At 45.7% G+C, this 26050-nt stretch carries 11 protein-coding genes and 1 pseudogene; 3 read left to right on the forward strand and 9 right to left on the reverse strand.

Annotated features, from left to right (window positions below; genetic code table 11):
* Positions 1-7: 7 nt before the first annotated feature.
* On the reverse strand, positions 8-6949 hold the full coding sequence (locus L692_RS29950; protein ID WP_156940560.1) for a non-ribosomal peptide synthetase: 6942 nt from the start codon (positions 6947-6949) through the stop codon (positions 8-10).
* A 17-nt stretch (positions 6950-6966) separates the two neighbouring features.
* The gene (locus L692_RS0122900; protein ID WP_084463316.1) at positions 6967-18378 is read right to left on the reverse strand and encodes a non-ribosomal peptide synthetase; all 11412 of its coding nucleotides are present in this window, start codon (positions 18376-18378) and stop codon (positions 6967-6969) included.
* 316 nt (positions 18379-18694) lie between these two features.
* Between L692_RS0122900 and L692_RS34070 the strand changes: the two genes are divergently transcribed.
* The 3 genes and pseudogenes from L692_RS34070 to L692_RS33665 all read left to right on the forward strand — a co-directional run bounded on the left by L692_RS34070 (position 18695) and on the right by L692_RS33665 (position 20651).
* Positions 18695-18910 (forward strand): transposase, encoded by a 216-nt coding sequence (locus L692_RS34070; protein WP_084463317.1) that lies wholly within the window; start codon positions 18695-18697, stop codon positions 18908-18910.
* A gap of 111 nt (positions 18911-19021) precedes the next feature.
* A complete protein-coding gene (locus tag L692_RS34075; RefSeq protein WP_084463318.1) occupies positions 19022-19255 on the forward strand; it encodes a transposase in 234 nt (77 codons plus the stop codon).
* 346 nt (positions 19256-19601) lie between these two features.
* Positions 19602-20651, forward strand: a pseudogene (locus tag L692_RS33665) (tagatose 1,6-diphosphate aldolase).
* 286 nt (positions 20652-20937) lie between these two features.
* Here the strand turns inward: L692_RS33665 and L692_RS34080 are convergent.
* From L692_RS34080 to L692_RS0122930, 7 genes are all read right to left on the reverse strand, one after another.
* Complete coding sequence (locus L692_RS34080; RefSeq protein ID WP_084463321.1) at positions 20938-21654, reverse strand: CPBP family intramembrane glutamic endopeptidase; 717 nt, start codon at positions 21652-21654, stop codon at positions 20938-20940.
* A 215-nt stretch (positions 21655-21869) separates the two neighbouring features.
* Positions 21870-22061 carry a TetR/AcrR family transcriptional regulator gene (locus L692_RS0122915; protein WP_376717941.1) on the reverse strand — a complete coding sequence of 64 codons (192 nt, stop codon included), beginning with the start codon at positions 22059-22061 and terminating at the stop codon, positions 21870-21872.
* 103 nt (positions 22062-22164) lie between these two features.
* Positions 22165-22362, reverse strand: a complete 198-nt coding sequence (locus L692_RS34085; protein ID WP_084463322.1) for an S-layer homology domain-containing protein — start codon at positions 22360-22362, stop codon at positions 22165-22167.
* 211 nt (positions 22363-22573) lie between these two features.
* Positions 22574-23710, reverse strand: a complete 1137-nt coding sequence (locus L692_RS29960; RefSeq protein WP_084463323.1) for a sulfite reductase subunit alpha — start codon at positions 23708-23710, stop codon at positions 22574-22576.
* On the reverse strand, positions 23691-23921 hold the full coding sequence (locus L692_RS33175) for a hypothetical protein (protein WP_051503567.1): 231 nt from the start codon (positions 23919-23921) through the stop codon (positions 23691-23693). Before L692_RS33175 ends, L692_RS29960 begins: the two co-directional genes overlap by 20 nt.
* Positions 23922-24076: 155 nt before the next feature.
* A complete protein-coding gene (locus L692_RS0122925) occupies positions 24077-24706 on the reverse strand; it encodes a Crp/Fnr family transcriptional regulator (protein WP_025702303.1) in 630 nt (209 codons plus the stop codon).
* 141 nt (positions 24707-24847) lie between these two features.
* A complete protein-coding gene (locus L692_RS0122930; protein ID WP_025702304.1) occupies positions 24848-26050 on the reverse strand; it encodes a dipeptidase in 1203 nt (400 codons plus the stop codon).

Below are 26050 nucleotides of genomic sequence, written 5' to 3' on the forward strand. Positions count from 1 at the left end.
CTCACCTCTAGGTAGTCATAATTTGAAACCCAACTACAGAAACATCGCAAATTGCCGCATTTGGATTTCGGATCATCTGCTTCAACACACTAATATAATCCTGTGATAACCGATGAATGGTTTCCCTTCGGAACAACCCGGCGCTGTACATGAGGTCAACCCGGATCTCGTCCTCAGCTTCATGAGCGTGCCAGATGAAATCGTACTTGGTCATGCATTTTTCCTGCTCATAGGGAGTGAAGGTCATGTTCCCCATTTGGGCCTCCGTTATCTCCATATTGTGGAGAACAAACATTGTCGTGTACAGCGGGTTGCGGCTGGCATCCCCGCGCAGCTTCAGCTTGTCTACGAGATCTGCATACCGGTATTCATGGTTTTCAAATGCACTTAACGTGTTCTCCTTGACACTATCTATGAATTGCATGATCGACAGCTGTGGTTTTGGATAATTCCTCATGGCAAGGCTATTGGTAAAGCTGCCTATTACTTTCTGCAAATCACTGTGCGGTCTGGCTGCGACGGAAGTGCCGATAACAAGATCCTCCTGTTTGGTATACTTGTGCATCAGAATATTATATGCCGCGAACAATGTCATGAATAACGTTGCCCCGGAATCCGCAGAAAATTGCTTCAGATCGTATATCAGCTCTTTATCCAGTACAAACTTGAGACGGCTCCCTTCAAGGCTTTGGATGGCCGGCCTTACGTAATCCGTCGGGAAATCAAATGCAGGCAGCTCACCTGCAAACTTATCCAACCAAAATCTTTCTTTGACCTTCATCTCTTCTGAACCGCTCTGTTCTGCTAACCATACGGAGTAATCCTTGTATTGGAGGGGCAGCTCTTCCAATTCCACGTCCGTGTAGAGAGTCAGCATTTCCGCAACGAGAATATTTCCGGAGGTGCCATCAGTTATCGTCTGGTGCATGTCCAGAATGAATACATGTTTGTCTGTATCCATCTCCATTAGTCCTGCCCGTATAAAAGGAGCTTGATCCAGTTTGAAGGGCCGTACGAAATCGTTGATGGCATCGTCGATCTCCATGGTGATCGGTACAATTTCCGTTATGGGAAGCTGCACTTCCTTATGCACAACTTGCTTGGGCACACCATCCTTTATATCGAATGATGTTCGTAATATCTCATGTCTTTGAATTAATTTTCCGAAAGCATACTCAAGCCGCGGTCGATCTAATAGCCCTTCGATGATGGTGACCAGTGTCTTGTTGTACAGCGTTCCGGTATCGCGTGCAAGGCTATGTCTAATCACCTCCTGCACCTGTTGAGGGACAGGATAATAAGCTCTATCACCGGCAAGCAGGATGGGGGATTGCACCCTGTCATTGCAGGAATCGATGAGTCCCGCTATGTTTCGGATCGTTGGCTGTTTGAAGATTTCGCGAAGCGGTATCTGAAATCCGAATTCCTTATTGACCCGGGCTATAAATAGCGCGGCCTTCAAGGAATGTCCGCCGATTTCAAAGAAATTATCATTTATGCTGATCTGCTGCAATCCCAACATTTCTTGCCATATGGCTGCAAGCTTTCCCTCCGTCTCCGTTTCCGGAGGCATATATTCGGCCGTTGAGCTTACATTGGCTTCAAATGGCGGAAGCTGCTTTCGATCAAGCTTGCCATTGGGTGTAAGCGGCATACGTTCCAATTGCATGTAATAGGAGGGAATCATGTACTCCGGCAGTTCCTTGGATAAATATTGTCTAATAACCGCAGGTGCAACGGGTTCACTTGCCGTGTAATAGGCACCCAGATATTTATTGGAACTGGCATCCTCTCTGGCAACAACAACCGCTTCTTTGATCATATCGCATTGAAGAATGCAGGACTCCACTTCACTTGGTTCAATCCGGTAACCCCGGATCTTTACCTGATTGTCCGCCCGTCCTATAAACTCAACGTTACCGTCCGGCAGCCATCTTGCCATATCCCCGGTCTTGTACATTTTATGACCTGGCTCAAACGGATTTGGAACAAACTTCTCCGAGGTAAGGTCGGGACGGTTCAAGTAACCCCGGGCCAAGGAGTCTCCTGCTATGCACAGCTCACCAGGAACCCCGACCGGCTGCATGCGGTTGTTCTTATCCACGATGTAGAGACGGGTATTGCTGATAGGCTTCCCAATACTAATGGACTCCGCATCGGTCATATCTTTAACGGCAGACCAAACCGTCGTCTCCGTAGGGCCGTACATATTGTAAATTCTCGTGGTTTTCAATTTCCTCATCTTTGCCAGCAGGGTTTCCGGGAACGCTTCTCCTCCTACCATAATCTCTTTGAGACGCTGAAGAGATTCAAAGCCCTCCGAATCGCTAAGCAGCATTTGAAGTCGCGATGGCGTGGTCTGAAGCATGTCCACTTGATTTGAAATAATCAGTTGGCCCAGCAGCATAGGATCAACCTGTTGATGCTCATCGGCTACCACAACCCTTAATCCTCTCGTAAGCGGCAGCAATGTTTCCAGAACAAAAATATCAAAGGAAATTGTCGTCAGACATAAGACCGTTTTATTAGCCGAAAAATCAATCTGCTCCGCCGTTCCCTTCATGAAGTTCATTACGGCCTTGTGCTCGATCATGACACCCTTCGGTTTTCCGGTAGAGCCGGAGGTATAGAGAATATATGCCAAATCATCGGGGCCGTTGACATCCGGAATATCCTTCGACTCCCTGCGCCAAAGCTCGGCTTGCTGAAGGTCAATCCGGTCTCCATGGAAATGAGGAAGGCTGACGCGATTGCCCTGTGTCAGAAGCACTCGGGTGCCGCTGTCATCCAGCATATATTCTACCCGTTCTTTCGGATATTGAGGGTCAATGGGCAAGTATGCGGCCCCTGATTTCAATATTCCTAACAAACCGACCATCATTTCAAGAGATCGCTCCGTCATTAATCCCACAATGCTGTCTCTCCCAACCCCCCGATGCCGCAACTCTTGAGCCAGCAGATTCGCTTTGGAATTCAGCTCTCCATAAGTCAATGATTGGTTAGCGAATACAACGGCTACTCTCTCTGGAGATTTCTTGGCCTGTTCTTCAAACATCCGGTGAATGGTTTTATCCTTCTCATAATCGCTCTCCGTGCGGTTGAAGCTCTCAAGCAGCATCTTCTTCTCATCGGCAGACAGCATATCAATCCGATCAAGTTCAATAAGCGGATTCTCTGTAATTTCCGTCAAGATCTTCAAATAATGCCCGGCCATTCGCTTAATAGTCTCTTCTTTAAACAGCTTAGTGCAGTATTCCAGATCAAAGTAAATGTGTTTCTCATTATTGGATGCCGTCATGTTCAGATCGAACTTCGAGACTTTGCTGCCAAGCAGATAGGGCTCGAACCTTAAGCTGCCCGAATCCGCTTGGCCGCTGTGCATATTTTGCAGAACAAACATGGTGTCAAATAAGGGGTTGCGGCTTTGATTCCTCTTCAAGTCGAGCTTTTCGATCAAATCTTCAAATTGATAGTCCTGATTGTCAATCGCCTGCGCTGCATGCTCCTTAACTTCATTCAGGAATGTCCGGAATGTTTTGGAGCCTGCAGGATAATTCCGCATGGCGAGAGTATTGACAAACATACCAATCACATTGTCCAAGTCCGCATGACGCCTTCCGGCAATCGGCGTCCCCACTACGATGTCCTCTTGTCCTGTATACTTGTACATAAGGACATTATAGGCGGCCAGCAGCAGCATATTAAGGGTCGTGCCTTCTTGCGAAGCCATCTCGAACAATCGTAGAGCAATTTCCGGACTCGCTTCGAATTTCCAACTATCCCCTTCGAAGCTCTGAACCGGCGGACGCTGGTAATCTGTTGGCAGAGCCAGTACAGGAGCTTCAGCAGCAAATACCTGAAGCCAATGCTGCTCCTGCTTGTGAAAGTCTTCCAATTGCATCCACTCTGCCTGCCATACTGCAAAATCCTTATATTGAATGCTCAGCTCCTGCAATGGAGCACCCTCGTAAAGCTGAATTAATTCTTCAATCAAGATGCCCATGGACAGCCCGTCCGAAACGATATGATGAATATCGAACAGGAAGAGATGCTTATCCGGCTCCAGCCGGACAAGGGCAACCCGCAGTAATGGAAGCCGACTTACATCGAAGGGCTTGACGAAATCGTGTATGACACGCTGAACACCGTCTTCTTCCGCCTCAAGGTAATCCATATGGAACTGAAAACCAGGATGGATTCGTTGTACTAACCCATTGTCAACAAACTCAAAGGTTGTTCGCAAGCTTTCGTGCCGTTCTATAAGAGTTTGGAATGCTTGCTCGAAGGCGGTCCGATTCACCACTCCATTGATGATCATGGCACCCGGCATATTATAGCTCGTATGATCATTGGCCAGCTGATTGAGGATGTACACCCTCTTCTGAGGAGAAGATGCGGGATAATATTCCCTCTCAGGCTGCTTCATGATCTTATTCGCGGATGATGTAAGACTGCCGATCGAGCCTTCTATGCTGTCAAACACCTCGCCGAGCCTGTTGTCACCGAAAAACAGGGAGAGAGGGACGTCAACTCCGTATACTTTCTTGACCTTGCCCGCGAACTGCATGATCATGATGGAATCCAGAGCCAGATTGGCAGTCGAATCAGACAGGGTGAAATCTTGCTTGTGATATACTTCGCCAAACATATGAAGCAGGTTCTCCCGCACAGAAAGGCCGGTTCGTTCTTCCGCTTCTGCCGTTTCCACCGCTTCAATTGGTGAGTTGCCTTGTATCGGCAAGTTCAGTTCTCCCGGTTGAATAAAGTAATGCGCTTTGTGGAACACATACCCTGGCAAGCTGACCCGCTTGCGCCCTTCGCCTTCGTAGACCTTATTCCAGTTAATCTCCAGTCCGCTTCGTACCAAGGAGATTACAGTGTGGGTGAAACTGCGGCTCTGTTGGTTCAAATTCCATAATACAATTCCCGAAAGCTGACAAAATGCTTGTTCAAAGGCTGCGAAAAGCTCCGGTTTGAAGCAGAACGTCACAACCGTATGAATCCCGGCTTTTAGCAGTTGCGCCCCGAGGGCTTTCAATTTCTCCCCTTCGATTGCTTTTTTCGGTTGGTTATAGAGCTTTACCCGCTGCAAGGTTTCCTCAAAAGATTTCTTCCCTGTCACCAAATCCGCAACAAGATCGCCTTTCCCCATTCCCAAGACAGCTTTAATGGGAATGGAGTATGCCTCCGCCAATTTCACGTACGCATACATATGTAGGAGGTACATGACATTGGGATCTTGTAGATCGCTTTCGTTTGTGATTCGGGCCTTGCCCCATTGCACCCATCTTCTGAATTGCGGATGTTTCGTATACAACTGGCCGAATGATTGGATTTCCGCATCCTCCATATCCGGAAGGATGTAGATTGCATTGAATGCAGACTTATTGTTGATTTCAAACGGGCGATGGTTGTCTCGTTTAGTTAGGAACGCTTGCAGCCCGTCCAGCAATTCTTCTGTGGATTGGGCGGCAAAACCTATTTTGTGCGACAAATTTCTTCGGCCAGTATTCAAAGTAAAGGAGATGTGGTCGATATTCAAATCCCTGTGCCGCTCTAAATACCGCAGCAGCTTTGCCGCCATTTTCTCCAGAGAAGATGCAGTGCGGGCAGAAAGCATTACCACGTTATCGTGCCCTGCCGATAGCGCATCGTTTGGTTCGGGAGCTTCTTCCAGGATCGCAAAGCAATTCGTTCCAATCAGCCCCAGCGAAGTCACTCCTGCTCTTCGAACCTTGTCCGCGCTCCAATCAGCCAACACATCATTTACATATACCGGTGAATTCTCAAAATCGATAAGCGGATTTGGGGCTTCAAAGTTAATCGAGGCCGGAATTTGCTTGTATTTCAAACTCAGAACCGCTTTGAGCAGGCTGGCGATTCCTGCCGCCGAATCCAAGTGTCCGATATTGGACTTGACAGAACCAACAGCTACATACTGCCGTCTGTAACCAAGCTCATCCAATGCTTTCGTTACCGCGGCGATTTCAATGGGATCGCCGATCTTGGTTCCTGTGCCATGAGTTTCAATGTAGGATAAGCTCAATGGGTCAATCCGGGCATTTTTTATGCTCTTCTTGATTACTTCCGCCTGTCCCCGCTCACTAGGCGCCGCCACTCCGTTTGATCTGCTGCCGTTACTGTTAACGGCACTTCCTTTAACTATGGCATGTATAGTGTCGCCGTCATAAAGCGCCTTCTTAAGCAGCTTCAGGATAACAATACCGCCGCCTTCTCCGGCGACTGTTCCGTCCGCCTTCTTATCAAATGCACGAACCTTCTGTTCCTGTGACAGTACACTCTGCTTATGAATATCTTTCTTTTCTTCCGGCAGAATGGTCAGGCTTGTTCCGCCCGTTATGGCTATATCCGCTTCTTCTGCTCTTAAGCTCTGAATGGCATAATGAAATGCCACCAGAGACGATGAGCATGCGGCATCGAACGTGAGGGCCGGTCCATGAAAATTGTAGATATAGGCGATCCTCCCTGCACTCATGGAAGGAATGCCATTAAGAAACTTCATTGCCGAATCTGTTGCAATCTTGTCGGTATAACTGTTCAGGTTGCTGGAAAAGTATAGCCCAACATGATGCTCGGCAAGCTGAACGGGATCGTAACCCGCATTCAAAATCGCTTCTTCCACAAGCTCGATCAGAAGTCTCTGCTGAGGGTCAATAAACCTGCATTCTTCATGGCTGATCGAGAATAGCTCCGGTTCAAACTGTGCCACTTGTCCAAGGTAGCCTGATTTCATAAAGTCGCGGTCCCTAACATCGGGAATGACATTTATAAGTTCATCTTTCCTGGCAGCTGGAAATTCCCCAATATGATCCGTACCACTTACAAGATTGCTCCAAAATTCTTCCAGATCATCTGCACCCGGAAATACGCCAGACATCCCTATGATAGCTATGTCATCATCCTTATATGAATTCGGTTGAGGTAACACGGGAGTACTCCTTCTCTCTAGAAAGTGAATTTGATGATTTCTTCTTGATCTGCCTCGGTCTTATTTAATTGGCTGTTGATATGGACTGCTATTTCGTCGACAGTTGTGTAATTGAATAAGTCTGTCACCCGTACGCATTGCGTATCAAATCTGTCATTAATCAGATTCGTTAACTGCATGATCATGATGGAGTTGCCCCCCAGGTCAAAGAAGGAGTCATGGATGCCGATTTTTTGTACAGGAACCGATAGGACCTCCGCCCAAATTTGCACGAGAGTATGTTCCGTTTCATTACGAGGGGAAACATAGGTCGTGCCGGCCGAGAATGATTCAACCGGTTCAGGGAGCGCTTTTCTGTCGATCTTTCCATTCGGAGTCTGCGGCAGCCTGTCCAGAATCACGAAAGCAGCAGGAATCATGTAGTCCGGGAGTACCTTCAGCAAATGGGTACGTAATTCGCTGATGGAGAGTTCTTGGCCGGATACAATGTAGCCGCATAAATATTTTCTTCCCTGGTTGTCGGTCCGATCCATGACAATGACATTCTGAACACTTTCATGTGCCAACAGTTGTTTCTCAATCTCGCCCAATTCAATTCGGAAACCTCTTATTTTAACCTGATTATCTACCCGGCCCAAATAAACAGTTTCCCCTTCCGCCGTCCAATAGGCCAAGTCGCCTGTCCGGTACATGCGCTGCCCCTCTTCGAAGGGGTTAGGAACAAACTTTTCGCAGGTCAGCTCCGGCCTGTTCAAATATCCTCTGGCCAATCCATCGCCCGCTATGCAAATTTCCCCGGCTACCCCAACAGGAACGGGTTTATCATAGGAGTCGACGATATACACCCGCGTATTGGAAATAGGTTTGCCTATGACCGCTTTATTGGCTTCGCATCGGGTGTAGATTGCATCAACCGTCGATTCTGTAGGTCCGTAATGATCCGTAAGCGTGTAGCCCAGTGATAAGATCTGATCCTTTAATGATTCCTCCAGCTTATCTCCGCCCACCATTACATGCTTTAGACATTCGATTCTGCCTTGTCCGGCAAGCAACTCTTTCATCGTCATAGGAAGAAGGTTGACGATTTGGATCTGATTTTTATTCACAAATGAAGTAAAGGTATTTCGGTCCAAAGAATCCTCCTTGCTCAGCATATAGACGGTTGCCCCGGAAATCAGCTGGGGAAAGATCTCTTCAACCGAGTTGTCAAAAGAAACGTTCGACATATGCAGGAACCGCTTGCCCTCCAGGGCAAGCATTCCACTTAACCACGTCGCAAGATTGATAACACTTCTGTGTTCGACCATGACGCCTTTAGGCTTGCCTGTGGAGCCCGACGTATAGATCACATAAGCCAGATCCTCAGGTTTAGTGACATTTACAAGATCACCTTCATCTCCATTAAACCATTCCTTATCGTCCAAGAGCAGGAGCTTGCCGTTGAAGCCGATGCCGTTCACATACCGGCTGTGGGTGAGAAGCATTCTAGCCTGGCTATCCTCGAACATAAACACGATGCGGTCAACAGGGTAGTAAGGATCGATCGGCAAATACGCACCGCCCGCTTTCAATACGGAGAGAATGCCTACTATCATATCGATAGAACGTTCGCACATGATGGGCACCATCTCTCCCGCTTGAAGCCCCAGTTCTCTTAATCGGCGGGCAAGCTGATTCGCTCTGCTGTTGAGTTCCGCATAAGTTAGCGTTTCCCCCTCGAAATGAACCGCCGGATAGTCGGGCTGCTTTTGAACCCGTTCTTCAAAAAGCTGATGCAGCGTTTTGGTCTTCTCGTAGTCCAGCTTGGTATCATTGAAGCCTACCAGAATGCTTGTTTTCTCATCGCCGGACATGATCTCTATCTCGGAAATTTGCTTATCCGGATGCTCTGTTACTTGTACAAGGGCATGAATAAAATGCTGAATGAATCGTTCGACCATCTCCCGGGAATACAGGTCAACCGCATACTCCACGTTGCATGTAATATGAGAATCTCCATGTATGGCATCCAGGGACAGATCAAATTTGGAAATTTGATTGTCTATGCCAAAGTTGGTAAATGTCAGGCCGCCCGCTTGGAAGACATCCTCACCGAAGCTGTGCAAAGAGAACATGACATCAAATAACGGATTCCGGCTAAGATCCCGTTGAAGGTCCAAATTCGCTACCAATTCCTCAAATTGATAGTCCTGATTCTCATACGCATTTAACGTATTTTCACGCACTTCTTCCAGGAAGTGAGCGAATGTTTTGTTGCCTGCGGGAGCATTTCTCATACTCAGGGTGTTAACAAACATCCCGATCATGCTTTGCAGATCAGCATGACGTCTGCCCGCAACAGGTGAGCCGACCACGATATCCTCCTGGCCCGTATATTTGGTTAGAACCACGTTAAACGAGGCCAGAAGCAGCATATACATCGTAACGCCCTGCTTGGAAGCCAGTTCACTGAGCTTGCCAAACAGGCTGCCCCCCAACTTAAATTCCAGCGTGTCCCCTCTAAAGCTTCGTCTGGAGGGCCTTGGATAAGTTGTGGGCATATTCAATACCGGAATTTCGCCTTGGAACAAGTCTTTCCAGTATTTCTCCTGCCTGCTGATCATACCGGACTCCAATGCTTCATGCTGCCAAGCGACGAAGTCCTTATAATGAATGTCCGGCGGCGAAAGCTCCTGCCCGGTATACAAAGCTATAAATTCCTTGGTCAGAATATCCATGGAGACACCATCCGCGACGATGTGATGGATATCAAAGAGCATGACATGCTTCATATGATCCAGCTTAATCAAGCTAACCCGGAACAAAGGCGCTTTCTCCAATTCAAAAGGAACAACAAAGCTCTCTACAGCTGCACGGATTCTCTCCGGATCTCCTAGCTCACGGTCTCCATCCTCGGAATAAGCGACATCACATTCGATCTGGTCATGGATCTTCTGCATGCAGTCTCCATCAACCATATGGAAGGAGGTCCGGAGCGATTCATGCCGACGGATAAGCTGCGTAAAGACATTTTTCATCTGCTTGAGACTAATCTCGCCATCCACTACCATCGCAACCGGAATGTTATACGTTATGGAGGACTCTTCCATCTTGCTCATCAGGAACATTCTGCGCTGCGCAGAGGATACCGGATAGAATTGATCCCCTTGCACATGGGCGGCAGCGACAGGTTTAATGACCCGGTAGTTGTTGTTGTTCTTGGCAGAATGGATTAGTATAGCCATCTCTTGGATGGTTGGTGAAGAAAATACGTCCTTCAGTCCAATTTCAACATTGCATTCCTTGTGTATGCGGGAGACCAGCACTGTTGCAGTCAAGGAGTGCCCCCCCACCTCAAAGAAATTATCGCGTATACCGACTTGGGAAATTCCCAGTATGTCACACCATATTTCGGCCAGCTTCTCTTCGGTCGGATTGGAAGGCGGTTGATATTGATTTCCCCTAATGGATGTTCCCTTCATCTGCAGCAATTCAACTTTATTCACCTTGCCATTATGAGTCAGCGGTATTTTGTCCACCTGCATGAGGAAAGAAGGAATCATATAGATCGGCAATACTTTGGCAAGATATTCTCTTAAATCCGATTCCTCTAAATTCATATCTGATACGATGTAGGCAGACAAGAACTTCTCGTTGCTTGCATCCTCACTTGTTACCACTACCGCTTCACTGATGCTGTCATAACTTTGTATCACGGCTGCAATCTCATCTGTCTCGATACGGTATCCTCTTATTTTGACCTGTTGGTCGATTCGTCCCAGAAATTCAATATTCCCATCCGGCAACCACCTTGCAAGATCGCCTGTTTTATAGATCCGTTCCCCTTCCACAAAGGGACTGGGAATAAACTTGTCCGCTGTAAGCTCCGGTCTGTTCAGGTAACCTCTGGCTACGCCATCCCCGCCTACCCACAGTTCACCCGGCACTCCAATCGGCTGGAGGCATCCGTTCTTATCGACAATATAAGCCGTTGAATTGGAAATGGGCTTTCCGATCGGGATATTCTCTCCGTAATCATTGTCGATCCTGAAGAAGATAGAGAATGTGGTATTCTCTGTAGGTCCATAAATGTTGCAAAGCGCCTGATCCTTGCAATGGTTACGAACAAGATTGATATGCTTGGCCGATAACGTTTCTCCTCCCACCAGGAGGTTTGATACGCTACTGAACATTGCCCCATTATGTACCGCCATCTGATTAAACAATGCTGCCGTGATGAACATCGAAGTGATTTGATGCTCCGCAAGTATCCGGCTGAACTTGTCCGGATCGATGATGTCTTCCTTATCCACCAGATGAAGTCTAGCTCCGTTCAATAAGGCACCCCATATTTCATAAGTGGTGGCATCGAAGACGGGCGCACCGATTTGAAGCATTCTATCCTTTTCCGTAAAAGAGGCATAGTTGGTGGACTTCACCAGTCTAATCACATTAATATGCTCTACCAGAACGCCCTTCGGCTTGCCGGTAGAACCCGATGTATAGATGATATAAGCCAGATCATTAGGCTTATTCTCTGTACTCAGGTTAGCTCTATTGCCCTGGTACACAGACACGTCACTCAGATCGACCAATTCCATTCCGTCACGCGCGGCATGAATAAACTCTGGAGTAGTTAACAGCAGCCGGGCCCCGCTGTCCTCGAGCAAATAATGAACGCGGTCAAGCGGATAATCCGGATCAACAGGAACGTATGCCCCGCCCGATTTGAGTATGGCAAGCATGGCGATAACCATCTGCATGGAACGTCTCGTCATCAACCCGACAGGGGTATCTGGTTGTACGCCTTGGCTCTTCAGCAGCCAAGCGAGACTATTGGCTCTCTCATTAAGCTCCTGATAAGTAAGTTGCTCGTCACCATAAACAAGCGCAATGCATCCGGGATTCCTTTCTACCTGCTCCTCGAACAATCCGGCAATCGTACGATCATTGGGATATTCAGTCCGTGTATGGTTAAAATCGTACAGAATCTCGGTAACCTCCGCCTCGGACAGCATCGAGATATCCGACAATCTCGCATCCGGGTCTGTTATAACGGATTCCACAATCTGAATAAAGTGTCTCGCCAGCCGTTCCATGGTCTGATTGTTAAAGAGCTTGGTACAGAACTCGAGTTCAAAACCAAGTTGATCCTCCTGTTCTTCTGCAATCAGAGTGATGTCGAATTTAGCCGTTTTGCTCTTAAATCCACGTGGAATGAAAGCGACCCCGTCAGCTTCCATCAGTCCTTTATTCATGTTCTGAAGGGAAAACATAATATCAAATAAAGGATTTCTGCTTAAATCTCGTTGCAAATCCAGCTTTTCTACCAGCTCTTCAAACGGATAATCCTGATTCTCAAGAGCTTCAAGGGAGCTTTTCTTGACTTCCTCAAGCAGTTGTCTAAAGGTCATATCCGGCAACGGCTTGTTGCGGATCGCAATGGTATTGACGAACATTCCTACAACTCGGTCAAGCTCGCCGTGATTCCGTCCTGCTACCGGACTGCCGATGATGATATCCTCCTGACCGCTGTATTTATGAAGCAGTACATAGAAGGCGCTGAGAAGCGCCATATATAAGGTCGCTTCTTCGTTAACCGCAAAGGATTTCAGCTTGTCTGTCCACACACGGTCTATTCCGAACTTGAGACTGTCTCCTTCAAAGCTGTATACAGAGGGACGCTGATAATCTGCAGGAAGCTGGAGAGCGGGCAGTTCACCGGCAAACTGCTCCAACCAGTAGGTTTCCTGCTTCTTGAGTTCCTCCCCGTTCAAGAATTCGGCCTGCCATTCCGAATAATCCTTATATTGCCGCGAAATCTCAGGCAAAGCTTCTCCCTTATAAAGACTAATGAACTCCTTAATCAGAATCGATACGGATAATCCGTCCGAGACGATGTGATGCATATCGAACAGTACCTGAGAACTGCCATCCGGACGTGTTAACAAGCCCACCCGAACCAACGGAGCCTTGTTCAAATCGAACGGCCTTATGAACGAATCGATCTCATTTAGCGCCTGTCCTTCCGCACCTGTGAACCGGCTGATTTCAAGTGTTACGTCATGGTGGATTTTCTGTACAACCTCGCCAGCCTTCAGTTCAAATGAGGTCCGCAGCGCTTCATGGCGTTCAACCAGTTTCTGGAATGCCGAGCTGAATTTCTCAATATCCAATTCTCCGGAGATATCAAGAATTTGAGGCATATTATAGTTAATTCCGGCTCCCTTCAATTGGGAAAGGATGAACAATCTTCGCTGCGCGGATGAGGTTTTGTAATAGTCTGCTTCTGCAGCCTTTTTGATCACGGAACCCAAGCTTTTCTCAGCCGTTTCCAGCCATCTGGCCTGTTCGTGCAGATAAGCAGCCTTGAACAATTCACTAATCGGCATATTTGCGCCGAATTCCTTGTGAATTTTTGAAGCAAGCATAGCGACACTTAAGGAATGTCCACCCATCTTAAAGAAATGATCATTTAAACCCACCTGCCCGGCACCCAATACTTCTTGCCACAGCTTGGCCAGCTTTTGCTCGATATGGCTTACGGGAGCAACATATACGGAAGCTGCCTCCAGCTCGGGTTCAGGCAATGCTTTTCTATCGATCTTCCCGTTCTGGTTCAAAGGGATATGGTCTATCGGGATAATCCATGCCGGAACCATATAATCGGGTAATGCTTTCGCCATATATTCGCGGAGCAACTCCGAAATAATTTCCGACCTTGCAACTACATAGGCAACCAGGAACTTCTGGTTATGATGGTCTTCCATCGCCATGACTGCCGCATCCGCAACAGCTGCATGCTTCAACAGAATATCCTCGATCTCTCCGATCTCGACCCGATTTCCCCGAATCTTGACTTGCTGGTCAATCCGCCCCAGGTATTCTATCGTACCGTCGGCCTTCCATCTGGCCAAATCACCTGTTTTATACATACGGGTTCCGGCCTCGAACGGATTCGGCACGAATTTCTCCGAGGTCAGTTCAGGTCGTTTCAAATATCCTCTCGCCAAACTGGCGCCGGCGATACAAAGCTCCCCAGCCACACCGATAGGCTGAAGGCGATGTTGTCCATCCAGGATATAGACTTGCGTATTGGATATCGGTCTGCCAATGGATATATTCTCACTCCATTCCGTGACCGGGTGATAGGTTGTCACTACGGTATTTTCCGTCGGGCCGTAACAATTCATAACCTGATAGCTCCGGGGATAATAAGTTCTCAGCTTATCACCGCCTGTGAGCAAGATCCGTAAGCTGCGGTTCTCCAGTTGAATGAACTGTTCACACAGCTGTGTGGGCAGGAAAGAAATCGTTATGCCATTGGTATGAAAAAAATTGTTCAACGCTTCCGGATCAAGCCGAATCTCTTCCGGTACGATGTGGACGGAAGCTCCACTGATCAGGTATGGAAAAATCTCAAAAATCGATGCATCAAACGCAAAGCCGGCGTACTTCGAGCTTTTATCTTGTTCGGTTATCCGAAAGGTATCCACTTGCCAATGGCACATATTAACGAGGGACCTGTGTTCGACCATTACGCCTTTGGGCAGCCCGGTTGTGCCCGAGGTGTAAATCACATACGCCAAATCTGTTGAACGCCCTTCAGAAATTGTACGAGTCTTGATCTGCTCCTGATTGGTCAGTTCCATGATGTCGCAGAGCACGTCTCCCGTGTAAACACCCTTCTCTCTTATCGCGGATTGGCTAAGCAAGAGTGCAGCCTGGCTGTCCTCAAGCATGAAACGGACCCGTTCCGCAGGATAACCAGGGTCAATCGGAAGAAAGGCTGCTCCTGTATTCAAAACACTCAAAATACCGATAATCATATCTACAGATGGCTCCAGCATGATGCCTACAATATCGTTCGTGCCAATACCACGCTCCTTCAGAATAGAAGCGAGACGGTGTGCTCTTGTATTTAATTCTCCATAGGTCAAACATAAACCATTGCAACAAACCGCGGTATTTTCCGGAGTCTTCGCAGCCTGCTCACTAATCAGCATATGAATACTCTTATCAAGCGGGTATTGGACAGCCGTATTGTTAAAGCCGTATGTAAGAAGCTGCCTCTCCTCTTCCGGAATCACTTCGATCAGACTAATCGGAAGGTCTGGATTTGCTGAGACTTCTTTTAGCACATGGATAAAATGAGCGACCATCGCCTTGATACGTGATGTTCTAAACAGCCTTGTGCTGTACTCAAGCTCAAATTCCAGCACATCATTGTCCAGGGCGGCAAATAACGATATGTCAAACTTGGATGTGCCAGCTTTCCATGGATAAGCTTCAATCTTTAGCTGGTCTAGCTGCAATTGCTGCCACTCCATGTTTTGCATGGCAAATACTACATCAAATAATGGATTTCTGCTCCAATCACGCTGAATCGCAAGATGTTCAACCAGCTCTTCAAAGGGATAATCCTGATGCTCATAGGCGTTAATAAAGTTTTCCTTGACTTCATTCAAGAAGTAGCGGAAGGTCTTCTCCCCTTCGGGCCAATTTCGTAACGCGAGGGTATTCACAAACATCCCCATCATCGACTCGAGGCCTGCATGCCTTCTGCCGGCTACCGGGCTTCCCACAATGATGTCTGTTTGACCGGTGTACCTTGCGAGCAGCACATTAAATGCGGCAAGCAGAGTCATGAATAACGTTGCACCCTCTTGTGAAGCCGTCTTTTGCAGCTGTTCGGTCAGCGGTTTCTCTACCTGAAATCTAATACTGTCTCCTTCGAAGCATTGGACGGAAGGTCTGGAATAGTCCGTTGGCAGTTCAAGCACCGTTGGTTGCGACCGATATTGCTGAAGCCAATAGGCCCCCGCTTCTTTCATCTCATTCCCGGCCGCATACCTGCGTTGCCAGGCGCAGAAATCTTTATATTGAAATTGAATAGGTGCCGGTTCCGATCCGTTGTACAGGCCCATCAGCTCTTGGAAAAGAATACCCATGGATACTCCATCGGAAATGATATGATGGAAATCAAAGAGCATCACATGCTCATCGTCGGAACATCTTATCAAGCTTACCCGAAATAATGGCGCCTTCCCTAAGTCAAAAGGACGGACCAAATCGTTGATTGTTCGATCCAAATCCATGCGGCCGAGATCAATATGCCCAACTTGGAATACTACATCTTGATGAACCCGCTGCATGGGCAGACCCTCAATCAACTCGAATGAGGTTCGTAAGATATCATGTCTTTGTACCAATGCCGCAATCGCTTTTTCGAATCTTTCAACATGAATCGTTCCCGTACATTTCATTACTGCCGGAAGATTATAGCTGGTACCTGTAGCTTCCATCTGGCTCAGAAGATAGATCCGCTTCTGTGCGGAGGACAACTCATAATTCTCTTTCTCTTCAACCCTTTCAATAATCAGGTACTCTCCGTCCCCAGCCGATTCCAGTAAAGCGGCAATCCCTTTAACAGTGGGGTTAAGAAATATCTCACGAATAGGAAGAACAACCCCAAATTCCTTCTGAATCATTGCAATCAAGGATGCTGCCTTAAGAGAAGTTCCTCCGAATTCAAAAAAGTTGTCGTTAATGCCCAGCTGCTCCTTCTTTAGCGACTCCTTAAAAAGGAACAAAACCGCTGCTTCCGTTTCCGTAGTTGGAGAGGCAATCGCTCTGCCCGATTCCAGCCGAAGTATCCTCTGCTCCATATCTTGAATCAGCTGATCGTATTCACCGGAACCATACCATTCGGCAAATTTATACCTCTGTACCTTTCCGCTTGTTGTTTTTGGAATTTGCTTAACCGGTATGATTGACTTTATTTCCAGCCCCATCATCATGTTAATGTGGTTTATCAGTTTGCGCTCAACCGGAATAAAATCTTCAATGGACTTCCTGAATAATACAGCCAGCATGATATCTTCCTGTTGGTCGGCATGGTTATATACGCTGAATGCCGCTGTTTCAATCATTGCGGAACCAAGCGCCTCGCCAGCAACCCGTTCAATGTCGTGCGGATAGTAATTTTGTCCGTTCACAATGATAATATCCTTAGCCCGGCCCGTAACGGTTAACCTTCCCTTTCTAGAGAAGCCCAAATCTCCGGTTATAAGCCAGCCATCAGGAGTAAATGCCTTTTCCGTAGCTTGTTTATTGTTGTAATAACCGCCCGTAACGTTATTCCCTGAGATTTGGATATAGCCGATTTCTTCATCCTGCAATAGTAGGTTCTCCTCATCACATATACGATAACGGCATTGGTCGACCTGAAAACCAAGATCAACAAAAGAAACCGAGTTGGCAGAATCTCCGCTTTCAAGAGTAGTGACTCGTCTGCCCGTAACCAAACTGCTGCGGTCCAGGTGGAGCGTGACCATTTCCTCTTGCGGCGGAGGAAAAGTAACAGCCAAACCAGCCTCGGCCATGCCATAAACAGGGAATATGACATTGGGCTTAAGTCCATACTGATGCATCACATCTATGAAATCCTTGCAAGCTTGACTTGATATCGGTTCCGCACCGTTAAAGATCAGCCGTACACAGGATAGATCCCAGTCGATCGGGGTTCTACGGCCCCTCGAGCTTTTGCGTTCCATGAACTTGAGAAGATATTGATAACCAAAGTTGGGCGATGACAACAAGGTTGCTCTGTGTTCGTTCACCTTGTTGATCCATAAGATGGGATTTCTGGAGAATACCGAGGTAGGCATGCTGTACTGCCGAATGTTCCTTCTTAATGGAACCAGATGACCACCGATTAGCCCCATGTCATGGGTAAGGGGCATCCAGCTAAATACGGAATCATGAACGGTAATACCGGCACATGAAATAATCGCATCTATATTTGCCATCAGATTCTTATGAGTCAGGATCACTCCCTTGGGATCTCCTGTAGAGCCTGACGAAAATTGTATAAAGGCTATGTCATCGGGCTGTGCCTCGTAAATCTTCCCCCTTCCCGCGCTTTCGCCCTCTAGTTGCTCGAAAAGGAACGTTTGACCGTCGATTTCCTTCATCAGGTCAGTCCATTCGCCGCTCTCCGAATTCAGTTTCAAAGATGCTGCAGATGCTGTGTCTGCGATCAGCCAGGGACGATTCAGGATTCCCCAAATTTTAAACAGCTTCCGCTTGTGTTCGAAATTGTTGCCTACAGTAACCGGAACCGGTATCATCCCGCCTAACAGGCATGACCAAAATACTTTAATAAACTTCTCATTATCTTCAAGTTGAAATACGATTTCATCGCCTTTCTTCATTCCAAGCTCCTGCATATGATGCAAGATTCTTATAGCACTGCTGTATAACTCGGGATACGACATGAAGCTTTCCTTATGTTCACCTTTGACAAACGTAATACCCGCTTTATTGTCCGATAAGCTTACTTCAGTAATTACATGAACTAAACTGGATATACTTGCAGCTATGTACAATTGCGTCCCCTCCATACATGAACATACATACAATCTTCCTCCTACAAAGGAAATCCACATATAATTTATCGATTATTGTTTCTATTACGAAAATTTGGCATATACAGAGATTATACTTAATAAATTCAATATTTTAACTGTAATCGACAATGAAATGTGGAATTTTTGTGATAAAATCATTGTCTTCCACTTTAATATCGCTTGTTTCTACTCTTTGCGATTCGCCTGGAAGCTTGCATTTAATGTACCTACTGTGAATTTAGCCAAAAAGCTTATTACGTCAACTTTTCCGAATTTCTTTCTCTTGTAAGCAAAAAGAGTTTTAGGGCTTGTACGCAAAATGAACAACGCGTAGAAATTAAGTAAAATAAGGAACATGAGACGAAGATATGAGTTAACGGATGAAGAATGGAATGTACTAGAACCCCTATTGCCCCCGGCCCGAAAAAAACAAGGAGAACGATCGCCTAAAGATCGGCGGCAAATGCTGAACGCGGTACTTTGGGTCGCTCGAACCGGAGCGCCATGGCGAGTTTTACCCAGTCATTACGGCCCATGGTCTTCCGCCTACAGTTTCTTCTGGCGGTTGTAAAAACGAAGATATGGGATGAGATTTCTGAAACACGTTGCCATAGAGCCGGATTGGGATCAAATCATGATGGACGCCACCATCGGACGTTCACGCTGAGGATTAACCACCAAAATTCATACGATCGTGGATGCGCTCGGCTATCCTCTGCGTTTTGAGTTGACGCCAGGGCAAGACCACGATTCCGTCACCTGCTATCGCCTTCTCCATGAGCTGGAGTTCGGCCCGGGCGAAGTTTTAGCAGACCGCGCTTACGATACAAATGCCATTCTGGAACTTCTGCAAAGCCGAGCAATCACTCCTGTTATCCCAAAGCAAACGCAATCGGCGGGTGAAAAAGCGCGTTAGACCGTGAAACATAAATAAAGAGGAGCCTAGATGATCAAAGAAGAGGCCGTCTCAAAAGTAGGATTTTAGAGATTGCGCGGCAGCGGTCGCCTTTGTGTCCGGATTTTCACTGCTAAGGAGAATAAAAAAATCTGGAGACAACAGCGATTGGAACAACGGTCCCCAGCAGCCAGTTCATGGGTTTTGATATGCTCCCCATACGGTAGACAGGTGAAATAATAAAGACCTGTTACTGCAAGGGGAGCATATTTATGCATAAAAAGAAGTATATAGCTCCATCATTCAGGAAATTGAGAGCGGACTGACGGCGCCGTTAAACGAGCAGGGTAGTTGAAGATCAATTACGGTGAACCGTATCGCAAATAGTGGTAAAGCGGAGAGTGGAAGTAACAATTTGTACAGAAGAAATACCGTTCGTATCGTAGACGGAGTTTCTTTCAGAGGACTTGAGCTTATTTCAACCGAAAATCATATCATTCTGGCTACAGCGATTGATCAACGCGGATCTCTGGGAAAAATGATTCAAAGCTACAATGACAATTTGTCCTATGAAGAAGGGCTAACCCAGTTTAAGGCAGGTATCAGTGAGGTTCTCGGAAACGCTTCTTCCTCCCTATTGCTTGATCCGGAATACGGATGGGAAGCCTCCAATAAACTTAATCCGGATGTCGGCTTAATTATGGCCTATGAGAAGACAGGATATGATGCTAATGAAAAAGGCAGACTACCCAATCTGGTGGATTTCTGGTCCGTACAGGATTTTGTAAAAAAAGGTGTATCGGCACTTAAACTTCTTGTGTACTTTGACCCAAACGAAGAGGAGAAATATAACATTATTAAGAAAGCATTCATCAAAAGAGTCGGCGACGAATGCAGACAAAATGATTTGTTATTTATTCTCGAAGCCGTTTCCTACAGTGCTGAGGGTTTATCGACAAAAAGCGATGCATTTGCAAGAATTAAACCTGCTATTATTGATTATTTTATGGATGAGTTTTCAAAGTAAGAGTATGGTATTGAACTGCTCAAAGTAGAAGTTCCTGTCTCCATCTATAATATTGCCGGTTATGACCAATACTCAAATTATCTTCCGGTGTTCAGTCAAAATGAAGCGTCTGAATTCTATCGCAGAAATTCCGAAAAAAGCCGTATTCCATTTATCTATTTAAGTGGCGGAGTAACCAATGAGCAGTTCATTGATACTCTGAAATTCGCCAAAAATGCAGGTTCTACATTTTGCGGTGTTCTTTGTGGAAGAGCAACTTGGAATGACGGAGTAAAACCCTTTGCAGAACAAGGCGATAACGCATTCCGGGAATGGTTGCAAAAGGACGGGCTGGCCAACCTGGAGAGATTAAAAAATGTTCTTCAAGAAACCGCTACTCCTTGGATATAATACATCGTTTCTTGCATCATCAATGATAACAAAACAAGCGATCAATCGAGTTAAAAGGTTTAACCGCCTTCTCGAATGATCGCTTATTTTTAGTAACCACGCTTAGTGACATCATTTGTGGCCGTTTTCGCAGCAACTTAGATGAAGCAGTAGTCTGGTAATCAAGGTCACGAACCTCATCCTCATATAAAGAACAGACCGACGAGTTTGCGTGCATCTTCTGCTTGTTGACATGGTGCGCAAAGATTCAATTTTTCTCTCATCACGAATGCCAAGTAATGGGTCCTTATACCGACCTAGTGTATATCAACAAATTATAGACCGTATGTACAATGGTGGCCGACCATAAGGAGTTTGTCCTTTTGAAGAGATATCCCAGGGCGACCCCAACAATGAAAACAACGATTATATTAAAGACTAGCTTCGGGAGGACAATCCCTTGAATAAACCATACAGGAAAGTGAATCGATACAAACAGAACAGCTGTAATGATATTGGCTTTCTTAAAACCGATAGAGTCATTAAGACCTCGTAAGATAAATCCTCTGAACAATACCTCTTCTGGTAAAGCAAATACGAAAGTGGTAATCCACCGCCATCCTAAATCTAAATTGAATCGTGTATGCGTAACGGTTATTAAGGTCCCCTCAATTAATATTAGCAGTAGGCTTACTATACTTCCCCATAGAATCCCCCGTCTTATATTTGTATTTAACTTCAAATAGGAGAACGGTTTATGATTACACTCAAGGTACCGAAGAAATAGAAAAACTGGGATGATCCAGATCACGATCTTTACAAAGATTAGAGCAAATGTTGCATCATGATGGTCACGGAAAATAACTTCTTTTAAAGCCCACACGATGTAAAATATAAGAAAAAATAGGGAGCGTCTTCTTTTCCACATGTAATCCATCCTTTTTTGTATAATCATCAAAAGTTCTTCGCTTTCGCTCTTCATTAATCGGTTTAAGCCAATCCTTTTCCAGAGGGGCAAATTCATTTCCTTATTTTATAAAAGAGATGAAGCCTAAACTTAGGCGTCTCGTTTACGGTAAAATACAATAGCTACTGTAATAAAGATAAAAGGAATTAAAGAAATTCACATCAAAAACACCTCTTCTTATTATATAAAGCTATTAGGTTTACCCATACTTAAAAGAGTGCATACTTTCTCTTTATAAATGAAAGATAAGTCGCCCTCTTCGAATGTATACGTTAAACCACACTTATCTTTACTGTTGCTTGAATAAGCGCATTCTTTGACGGGAAATGGTAAAGAAGTCCGCCCTTGCTTATCCCAGCTTCCTTGGCGACCGCATCGAGCGTGAGCTGTGAGGCGCCCCTTTCCCTGACCAATTTGCAGGCCACTTTTAAAATGGTGTCACGTTTAGAGCCTGACTTCATCATTACCGCTCCTTCCGTTTTTACTGTACAATCCGGACGGTATACCCGTCAATAACAAAATTATAATTCCAATTGAAATAGTATGGTTTAAGTAAGAAAAATTCCTCTAAATAAAGTGAGTGAAGAGGAGCCTCTTCATGACGACAACTGTTTCGGCGCGTGTCGTCAGACTCCTGGGCTTGAACGTTCTGTCACTAAACCCTTGGATCAGACCCAGAGAAGAGGTCATTTCTACGGCTTTCTTTGCGAAATCCGATATGACGTTCGCATCCGTATACTTGTGTTTTTGCGTGCCCTTTTCCAGTGCAGCATGTAATTACGAATACACTCCATGGCTAGCTTTATTTGTCATTGTTCGGACGTGACCGGCTTGCCATGATCGGATTCAATACTCATTGCAGTATGCTGCCCCTCTACAAAGCTGTAAAAAAGGAATGACTTCAACCGCTAATTGCGGAATTAAGTCACTCCTCTTCTTCTAAACTATTCGTCCGTGCGGTTATCGCCTATTTATTTTAATATACATCACGTTGGTAACGCCCTTGCTCTTTCATATCATTCAGATATGCTTCGGCGGCTTCACGGGTCATCATGCCTTCTTTTTCAATAATGTCAATGAGTGTGTTGTGGACGTCTTTCGCCATATACTGCTTGTCTCCACAAACGTAGAAGTATGCGCCATTTTCCAGCCACTCAAACAGTTCTTTGCTGTTTTCAACCATTTTATGCTGTACGTATACTTTTTCCGCCGTATCACGGGAGAACGCAGTCTCTAATCGGGTCAGTACCCCGTCTGTTAGATAACTTTCAAGCTCGGCTTGATAGAGGAAATCCGTGGCTGAATACTGATCGCCAAAAAATAGCCATGCTCTGCCTGGTGCTTTATTTACTGCACGTTCCTGAATAAAGGAACGGAATGGCGCAATGCCTGTGCCCGGACCGACCATGATAATGTCTTTTTCTTGCGACTCCGGCAGATTAAAATGTTTGTTTTGTTGAATAAATATCGGCAGCGAATCTCCTTCTTGGAGACGTTCAGCAACTAAGGTCGAACAAACGCCTTTACGTTCACGTCCGTGAGCCGTATAGCGCACAGCACCGATTGTTAAATGCACTTCCTCAGGATTAGCGGAAATGCTGCTTGCAATTGAATATAGCCGTGGCGTTATTTTTCTTAACAAAGAGACAAGCTCCTGGGCAGAAGCTTTCCAAGGTCCATAATCACGCAACAAATCAAGCAGATCACGCCCGTCTACATATTCTTTAAGTTGATCGGCATATTCAACCGCTACAAGCTCTTGCAGCTTTTCGTCTTCTGTTAATCCCACTGCCTGCTGTACAATTTTTTTCGTTAAGAGCGTAATTTCAAAGTTTGTAGTTAGAGCTTCCTTTAATGGGAGGGTCTCACCATGCTTATTAATTTCAACTGCCGTTTCGGCGTCCAATTTCATTTCCTCAAGAATGGAATTCACAAGTTCCGGATCATTTTGGAGGATCATTCCCAGGCAATCGCCCGGGACATAGGAAAGGCCAGCTCCTGTTAACGACAACTCGAGATGCCTTGTCTCTTTGCTGGAGCCAACTCCATTTAAATTTACATTTTTGAGAACTTTCGCATGAAATGGATTTGTTCTAGAAAATATTGTACTCACCTTTTTGCCTTCTTTCGTATTTGGAGTTTACTATGATGATATCGGATTTTAACCATTTCCAAAGACCTTCCACTAGATTGAGCTCAGGGTTAAGTGTCAAGCTCAAAATTAACCGACCAAGAGAGGCACTCATCGTTCCGGCAACATGTTCGTTTCCGTCTTTAGTCGATACAACGCGTGTTAGCCGCAGATTTTCGTAGTGCAAACTCATGTTTCTTTCCCCTATGAGCGGATTCGGTCATGTTCTCCATACCTAGGATAAGTTGTAAAGAGATTCGGGACAATTAATCTCTGCGGCCCGCTTCCAATGCATCTACAAAAGCCGGTTAATCCCTTAAATAATAGAGATAACCGGCTCTTAATTATTTATAATGTAGTATGTTGGCTAAAAGTAGCTAGTATTTCCTTGTTTTTTATATGAATCAATTTATTTTGTGCTTCAATAATCCCTTTTTCCCTCCAAACTTTCAGCACCTTATTCACGGTAACTCGAGTAAGTCCGGAAAATTCAGCCAAATCCTTTTGTTTAATGTATATTTTCTCGTTTCCCGACGATTCGCATAATTGAAGTAGTGCATGGGCAATTTGTTGTTCGGCTGTAGAGTGAAATGATTGTTCGACAAGCACACTCATCTTCTTTAGCATGGAGCTGAAAATGAGCATAAGCGGTTTGTCCGATTGCTGTTGTAATTCTTTGAAACGCTGTAGCGTAAAAAAATAAATGACCGAATCCTCTGCTGAAATTGCCGTTGAAATCGAGGGTTCCTGTATAAGTGCAAGCTCACCAAACATTTGCCCGGGCCCAATAAAATTGATATTTTTCTCTTCCCCAAGGTTGGTGCAGGTTTTAATTTTGATAAGCCCCTTCTCGACACAATAAAACCCAATAATAATATCTCCCTGATTGTAGATAACTGTATGTTTGGGTACAAATTTGCGTTCTCCGAATTGTTTGAACGCATCCCATGGATCATTAATGGATTTTAGTTCAGTCATAAGAAACCTCCTTTTGGAAGAGTTTCTTATATTATAAAAGATCCCATGAGGTCTTAACAATGAACACAAATTGTAAGAGCCGAGTCATGCGTGCAATCTGCCCCTCCTCCTATATACATTATGGCTTCCAATAATTAGCCCTTATCTAATCCAGATTTTCTGTAAAACCTGCATGACGTTTCCGCCTGCTGCCTTTGCAATATCCTTATTGCTGTAACCATGCTGAACAAGCCACTTCACGATATTGGGCATGGCCTCAGTAGGATTTTCTACACCCAACACAAAGGGAGCCTCATTAAATTTTTCCCCGCTATGGGAGTCGCCGATGCTTAGTCGCTGATCAACCGCATGTTGCAAAGCGACATGGTCGCCATAAAACGTATCAGGACCAAACCCTACATGATCTATTCCGACTAACTCACGGATATATTCAAAATGTGCCATTACCGAGTCTAATGAATGTCCTGGATGTACCTTGGTCAAGGTTGTATTTGGCGCTGCCAATATTCCAATAATGCCACCTTTTGCTGCGCAAGCCTTGAGTACCTCATCCGATTTCATACGTGGCGTGTTCCAAAGAGCCCTTGCTCCGGCATGCGTAATCAACACTGGCTTCTCGCTCGTTTCAATGACATCCATACTTGTCACGTCTCCGCAATGAGAGATGTCGATCGCCATCCCTAGTTGATTCATCCGTTTAATCACTCTTTTTCCAAACTTGGTTAAACCGCCGTCCCTTTCCTCGGCCAATCCCGTGCCAAGCGTATTCGCTTCATTATAGGTTATTCCCATGCAGCGAATGCCAAATCCATACAGGATATCAACACGGTCAATCTCATTCTCTATGGCTGTAGCAGCCTCCAGACAAGGGACTATTGCGACCTTGCCGCCTTCATGCGCTTTGTGGATATCGGTTAAGGTTCCTGCTATGATCGCGGTATCCTGCCTAGCAATATCACAATATCTCAAACCTAGATTGTAGATGACATCATCCCATTTTAACCCTGCCTTGGAGGTAATGTTCATGATACCATCCATAAAATTATCGAACACCACATCCAGCCCGGATTTGGCTAACCCTTCGTAAGCAAATGCGGTATATCCATCCCGGCAATAGGGATCGATATCCTCACGACGAGCAGGCATGATAAATCCATGATCTCTCATCGATACCATGATATGCTTGTCAAAGATTCGTTGAACTTGTGCCTCCTGCTTTCCGGTTAAATCGAAAACATACGACTCTGGAGCGGCTTCCTGGCTTGATAACGGTACGTTTTGATAATGGGCCCCCTCAGCCAAGTAAGAGAACGAAGTGTAACCGTCATAAGCTTTCTGTTTCAT

Source organism: Paenibacillus forsythiae T98, assembly GCF_000520735.1.
GTDB classification, from domain to species: domain Bacteria; phylum Bacillota; class Bacilli; order Paenibacillales; family Paenibacillaceae; genus Paenibacillus_AQ; species Paenibacillus_AQ forsythiae.